This is a genomic window from Winogradskyella psychrotolerans RS-3 (assembly GCF_000427335.1).
GTDB classification, from domain to species: domain Bacteria; phylum Bacteroidota; class Bacteroidia; order Flavobacteriales; family Flavobacteriaceae; genus Winogradskyella; species Winogradskyella psychrotolerans.
Map to the genome: position 1 here is coordinate 87,446 of NZ_ATMR01000081.1, position 6,460 is coordinate 93,905.

Consider the following 6,460-nt stretch of genomic DNA (forward strand, 5'->3'; position numbering starts at 1 on the left):
TGTGTATTCGTTTTGTTTATTCACCTTCGAGAACCTTAAAATCTTTTATGGCTTTATTAGGTTCAATAATATTATAACCTTTCCAAAACTCAGGATCGTATTGGTTTAATTGCGTAGGAGTAACAAGTGATTTTTCTTTAAAATTTTTAAAATCAGACTCAGAAATGGCATTGGTTTCAAAGACAATAAGCTCTGTTTTTTCAATATTTCTAACGATAAAATGAATGTCTCCTTTTAGTTCATTTTGTTTGCGTCTGCCTTTTACATTTTTGTTTTTCTCTACAATTTTTATGGGTCTTTTAATACCAACTTGCTCTCCTAAAGTTTCATCTTTGTATTTAAGAGTATATTTTTCATTATCGTTTTTCTGAAAAATAATAGTCCCTTCTTTTAGAAATTTTTTCATTGAAATACCAAGAAGAGAAAACTTACTTAGTGGCTTCACATTTTTATAATCAACTCTTACAACCGCAAAGTCTTCAGTGTTCACATACATGGTTCCAGAAAAGTCTTCACTTCGTTTGGGCTTAAATGGAATAACATACACAAACATATCATTGATATAAGCATAATCTGCGATTTCAAATTCGTACCGTCTAGATTTATGAATAAAATTGAGGTCATTGTCGTCATCAATAAAATTATCGTTTTCAAAATTATGGATCTGCATTTTTCGCCAATGTAAAAAACCGATTTTACGGATCGAATCTTTTTTCTTTTGTTCGGCAAGTAAAGCATCAGTTGCGGTTTCCTCCTTCTCATTTGAATCCCCAAATAATGAAGAATCCATTTCTTCTTTTACACTAAACCAACCCGATTTTATTTTAAAATATGAATCGCGTTTTACATATTTTTTAAAGATATCATTGAAGCGTTTTTCGTAGTTATCCATATTGATATCCTTAGATTTATCATATAAGTAACAGGCTTTTAAGATGTCCATTTTTTGAGTTGCCTCAGGATCAATTTCTCCGTAGATTTCTCCTAAAATTTCAGTGTGGTTACTATTGTTTTTAGGCATAATTTGAAGTAGACTATCTATGAATTGTTGGTTAAATTCTGGTATAGTCGATTTTTCTAAAGTAACATCGTATTTGTCCATTTCAGTATAATAGGATGTTCTGTAAAAGAGTTTGCGTTTGTTATAACTGTAATCATAATTAACAGTTAAACCTTCTTTTATTTTATCTAAAATTTCGTCAATAGTATAGTTTTTATTGGTGACTAATACTTCCGATAAATCCACAGATTTTGGTTTTAAGTAAATAGGGGAGTTGTTGAAGTTAAAAAGCGGAATTCGCTTTTCTTCATAACCCAAACAACTTATCATTAGTGAGTCGGTTTCTACTACAGCACGTTTTATGGTGATGTTGAATTCGCCATTGTCATTACTGATTACTCCTGTTTTTGAGTTGAACTGAATGGTTGCGAAAGGAATGGGTTTCTCTGTGCTTAGATCTAAGAGTTTTGAAGTAAATGTTTGCTGTCCGTGTGATGTTACCATAGCAAATAATGCTATAGCAACGATGATTTGATTGATTTTCATGATGATGGATTGGTTGGTTGATTTTCAGCCAAAGTATAAGATTGATATATTTTAGAAAGCCGATTTAATCTTTTGTTAAGTAAGATTTATCTTAAGTTTAACAAGTTTAAGCCTATTTAAGGGTGTCTTTATTAGAAATTAAGCTTTAGCTTTGAAAAAAATGAAGTAAGATGAGAACATTAGCGATTGGGGATATTCATGGTGGATTAAGAGGTTTAACTCAAATTATAGATAGAGCAAATGTAAACTCAGAGGATTCATTAATTTTTTTAGGAGATTATGTTGATGGCTGGAGTGAATCTGCACAAGTGATTCAATATTTAATTGAATTGTCTAAAACCAATACCTGTGTTTTTATTAAAGGAAATCATGATGTTTGGTGTGAGCAATGGTTGGCGTCGGGTATTATAAACGACGTGTGGTTTGAACATGGAGGCAAGGAAACCATTGAAAGTTATGATGCATTTTCTAAAGACCAAAAATTAATGCATCTCCATTTTTTTGAGGTGATGCCGTTATATCATTTAGATGCCGAAAATAGATTATTTGTGCATGCAGGCTTTACGTCTATGAAAGGAGTAGAAAGCGAATTACATAAAGAAAATTTCTATTTTGACCGAACACTTTGGGAAATGGCATTAACAATGGATAAAAATATTGATCAAAGTTCAGTCCTTTATCCAAATCGCCTAAAGCATTATTCTGAAATTTATATTGGTCATACACCTACCATTAATTTTAGTGAAGACCAACCGATGAATTGTGGTAATGTATGGAATGTAGATACAGGAGCAACCTTTACAGGTAAATTATCTGCTATAGATATTGATACAAAAGAAGTTTTTCAGAGTAATAGAGTCATGGGTTTGTATCCTGATGAATTGGGAAGGAATAAGAAATAGTTAACAAATATGCTTTTTGTAATAAGCTAACAATTCCTCAGCTGAAGCACCAAACCATTTCTTGACGTAAATTGTCCAAAAATGATATTGTAGTTTCCAAATACCATGTTTACGATAGAGTCTTGCTGAGGTTGTCAATTTTTTATTGATAACCGTAAATTCATTCCGAGCATACAATTCATTAATCAAAACATTGTCTTCGTAGATAATATAGTTCTCGTTATAACCACTAATGTCGTTAAATAGTGTTTTTGTAATAAACTGACTTTGGTCGCCACCTCTACTGGCACGCCAAGAAAATTGGGTGAGCCAACTAGCTAAACACAGCCACCAATGGTTACTGTCAAACTGCATTCTAAAACAACCTGCTTGGTTCCCTTTTTGGACTTCATTTATAATAAGTTGATCGAAGTCTTTAGGTGGGAAAGAATCAGCATGAAGAAAGTACAGAATACTTCCGGTTGCATGTTTTGCCCCCAAATTCATTTGTTTTGCTCTTCCTTTTGGCGAATTAATCAAAAGAATATTTGATTTATTTTCCAATCCTGAACTTGATTCAGGATCTCTTTTAGCGTTATCTTGTACGTCAGTTCGAGTGAAATCCTTTTTTTGGAATTTTGTGTCGAGAACATCTGAAAAAGCTTCTCGATACAATTCTTCACTGCGTTCAGAATTACTCGAAGTGACGAAGTCTTTAACAATGCCCAAAGTCCCATCCGTACTGCCTCCATCAACCACAATAATTTCAGAAATGTTCTTAGGCGACGAATTCTCAATTAAATGCGTTAACAAACGACTAATAGTATCAGCTTCATTTAAAACAGGAATAATTATACTAATCATATATTACTAACGATAAAATAATGATTGTAGTTTTAATCATTTAAATTCCAATTGTAATCGGTGTAGCTTTTTTTAGTAGATTCTGAAATGGTAATGTCTGAGTATTTATTCAAGAAATCAATTAAACTTCCATTTTGTTCAAAGTCATCTTTAAACCATCTGAATATTTTTGAAATCTTTATGTTGTCTTTTGAAAGTTCGTTCTTAGACGTATCTGCTAAAAATTCTTTTGTAGCATCGGTTAATTGTTGGTCTAGATTTGAAGCTGTAAATGCTGTATTCTGAAGTTTAGGACACGATACAGAAGCACAAACAATAGCAAAATGAATTCTAGGTTCATTCATTTTTCTGAGTATTTCATGCTCTATATCATTTAAATTTTGCCAAGTATTACCAAATTTCCAAAGACGCTGATCCCAAGGGTCTTTTATATCTTTAATACTTTTTGTTGGGTAATTTCTGAGGATTAAATCTATGGTCAAAGCGTTGTATGCGTTAATCCAATAAGCGAGTTTATCGTTCTTCGTCCAATCATCATTGGGTTGATGCAATTTTAATAAGTCAATATAACGTTGAAATGTTTTTGATTCACTTTTGATGCTTTTATAATTAACATTTCCATTTTCTGAAACATGCTTTTTTAGCAATGCATTAAAAATAGCATGGTCAAAAGCTTCGGTGTAAATAATCTCTGTAGTTTCTGTAATGCTATCATCACTTATGGTACCGTCTTCCTCTAAGCTTATTTTAGTAAAATTATCTTCTTTTTTGGGTTCCGCAAAAACAACCTCAGAAGTATTTGTTTCTATAGCTTTATCTTGAGTTGTTTGTTGCAATCCACAACACGATAAAGTAAATATTAAGGTGACGATTAAGGCTGATAAATATTTCATGTATGGTGTTTTTAGATGTTAAATATGCTATTCTGAACTCTTGATGTCATGCTTTTTTGAAAACGCAGGATACAATTCTTGTTTTAAAAAATCTTTAGGAAAATTTTCATCACCTTCAAAACCGAGTTCAATATCTCTACCGTCGTGTGGTATATAATCGGTTTTAAAAATGTAATCCCAAATACTTAAAGTCAGTCCAAAGTTGACACCAAACCTTACATCTTTAGGTAATTCTTTAACATGATGCCAAATGTGCATTTTAGGATTATTGAAAATGTATTTTAAAATACCATAGTCCCAACCCAAATTAGCATGATTGAGATGACCAATAGCAATACTAAAGAAATAGACGATAGCAACATCTTGTGCATCAAAACCGCCAATAATAGCGATAGGAATGTAAAGTATAGATTTATAAACTACAGGTTCCATCCAATGGTAACGTAAGTGTGCGGCAAAGCCCATTTCTTTTACGGAATGGTGTACTTTGTGGAAATTCCAAAGCCATTCAAAACGGTGTAAAAGCCGATGGGTATTCCATTGTACAAAATCTGAAACAATAAAAAAGATAAATAGACCTAACCACTTAGGAAGTTCATCGACATCAAAAAGTTGAAAGCTTGAAACTGACAGCCCAACAACTCCCAAAACATCATTAAATAGTTCTGAAACGGTATTCGTTAAGGCAATAAAAACAATAAGATTCAATAAAAAGAAATTGAAAAACATGTAAAACGTATCTAGCCAAAAATCTTTTCGAAATAAGGCCTGCTCTTTTCTCCATGGAAATGCAATTTCTAAAATCCAAACTAAAACAGAAATAAGGATAAGACCATAAAAAAAGTTGTCCCAATGATTAAGATCAATGAGTTCGTATTTGAGGTAATTCCAATATCCGGAATAAGAATTTTTAATGAGGTCTAAGTATTTTTCCATAGTTGCTTCCTGAGTAGGCAGGAATCTCTTTTGTTATCCTGCAAGGTTTTTAAAACCTTGTAGGTCTTTTTTTATAAGGTCTTAATCAACTCTTTAAAAAGTGTAATCATATTCGGTTCTGCTTTTCCCGCCATTGCAATGATTTCTGAAATATCAACGGGTTTTAAATTTTCCGGATCACATTCATCTGTTAACACAGAAACGGCAGCAACCTTTAAATTCAAGTGATTTGCCACAATAATTTCCGGAACCGTACTCATACCAACCGCATCAGATCCCATAATTTTTAACATGCGATATTCGGCGCGAGTTTCGAGTTGAGGGCCAACCACACTAGCGTAAACACCTTTGTGTAACGTTATATTGTGTGCTTTAGCAATGCTTTCAAATTTCGAATTAATTTCAGCATCATAAGGGGCACTCATGTCTGTAAAGCGTTCTCCTAATTCTGAAACTCCTTTAAAAGCTAAAGGGGAACCTCCCTGAAGATTAATATGATCGTCAATAAGCATTAATTCTCCTTTTTTATAATCGAGATTAATGGCGCCAGAAGCATTAGAAACCAATAAGGTTGTTATACCCAATTTCTCCATAATTCTTACCGGAAACGTTACATCTTGTAAAGAGTAACCTTCATAAACATGAAAACGGCCTTGCATAACAACCACCTTTTTACCTTCTAAAATGCCGTAAATAAGTTTGCCTTTATGGAACTCTACGGTTGCCGTTGGAAAGTTTGGAATGTGATTATAACTTGCTTCGGCTAAGATTTCAATTTCATTAATTAGCTGCCCTAAACCAGTACCTAAAATGATACCGATTTCTGGTTTTTCAAAACCTTTGCTTTGTAAATATTCTGTGCTTTCTGTAATTAATTTAATCATTGAGTTGCTGTATTTTTTGTTGTAATTTGATGTTCGATTTATAAAAATCTGAAGCAATTAGGTCTTCATAAGTATCAATATCGTTTAAAGTGTCTAAGGTACCAACTGAAATTTGATTACTCTGTAACTCTTGTAACGTTAATTCTAATAAATTGGGTTGACTCCATGGTTTATTGGTGAAAATTTCGGTATTCAATTTAGACATACCTACTAAATAATAGCCACCATCTTCTGCTGGTCCAAAAACCACTTCATTAGTGTTTAAGGCCTCTAAACCGTTTTTTATGTGAGCGACATCTATATCTGGTAAATCAGAACCAACTAAAACGATGTTGTCATAGCCAGCATCAAAGCCATCTTTAAAAGCATTAAGCATGCGCTCACCTAAATCAGCTCCATGTTGCACCGCTTTAAATTCACCTTTCCATTGATCATCTACAATAGCATTAGAAAAAT

7 protein-coding genes are annotated in these 6,460 nt (G+C 32.8%); 1 reads left to right on the forward strand and 6 read right to left on the reverse strand.

Annotated features, from left to right (window positions below; genetic code table 11):
* Window positions 1-16: 16 nt before the first annotated feature.
* Window positions 17-1,546: a carboxypeptidase-like regulatory domain-containing protein gene (locus tag ADIWIN_RS05770; protein WP_020895953.1), complete on the reverse strand. Its 1,530-nt coding sequence runs from the start codon at window positions 1,544-1,546 to the stop codon at window positions 17-19.
* Between the two features lie 170 nt (window positions 1,547-1,716).
* On the opposite strand from ADIWIN_RS05770, the gene ADIWIN_RS05775 reads away from it, so the two are divergent.
* Window positions 1,717-2,448, forward strand: a complete 732-nt coding sequence (locus ADIWIN_RS05775) for a metallophosphoesterase family protein (protein ID WP_020895954.1) — start codon at window positions 1,717-1,719, stop codon at window positions 2,446-2,448.
* On the opposite strand, the gene ADIWIN_RS05780 is transcribed toward ADIWIN_RS05775, so the two are convergent.
* The 5 genes from ADIWIN_RS05780 to ADIWIN_RS05800 all read right to left on the reverse strand — a co-directional run.
* Complete coding sequence (locus tag ADIWIN_RS05780; RefSeq protein ID WP_020895955.1) at window positions 2,449-3,291, reverse strand: TIGR04283 family arsenosugar biosynthesis glycosyltransferase; 843 nt, start codon at window positions 3,289-3,291, stop codon at window positions 2,449-2,451.
* A gap of 32 nt (window positions 3,292-3,323) precedes the next feature.
* Window positions 3,324-4,184, reverse strand: coding sequence for a DUF547 domain-containing protein (locus tag ADIWIN_RS05785; protein WP_020895956.1), 861 nt, complete (start codon window positions 4,182-4,184; stop codon window positions 3,324-3,326).
* 27 nt (window positions 4,185-4,211) lie between these two features.
* Window positions 4,212-5,120 carry a sterol desaturase family protein gene (locus ADIWIN_RS05790; protein ID WP_020895957.1) on the reverse strand — a complete coding sequence of 303 codons (909 nt, stop codon included), beginning with the start codon at window positions 5,118-5,120 and terminating at the stop codon, window positions 4,212-4,214.
* 71 nt (window positions 5,121-5,191) lie between these two features.
* On the reverse strand, window positions 5,192-6,004 hold the full coding sequence (locus ADIWIN_RS05795) for a purine-nucleoside phosphorylase (protein WP_020895958.1): 813 nt from the start codon (window positions 6,002-6,004) through the stop codon (window positions 5,192-5,194).
* On the reverse strand, window positions 5,997-6,460 hold a 464-nt coding region (locus tag ADIWIN_RS05800; RefSeq protein ID WP_040756631.1), incomplete at its 5' end, for a TIGR04282 family arsenosugar biosynthesis glycosyltransferase. The genes ADIWIN_RS05795 and ADIWIN_RS05800, both read right to left, overlap by 8 nt.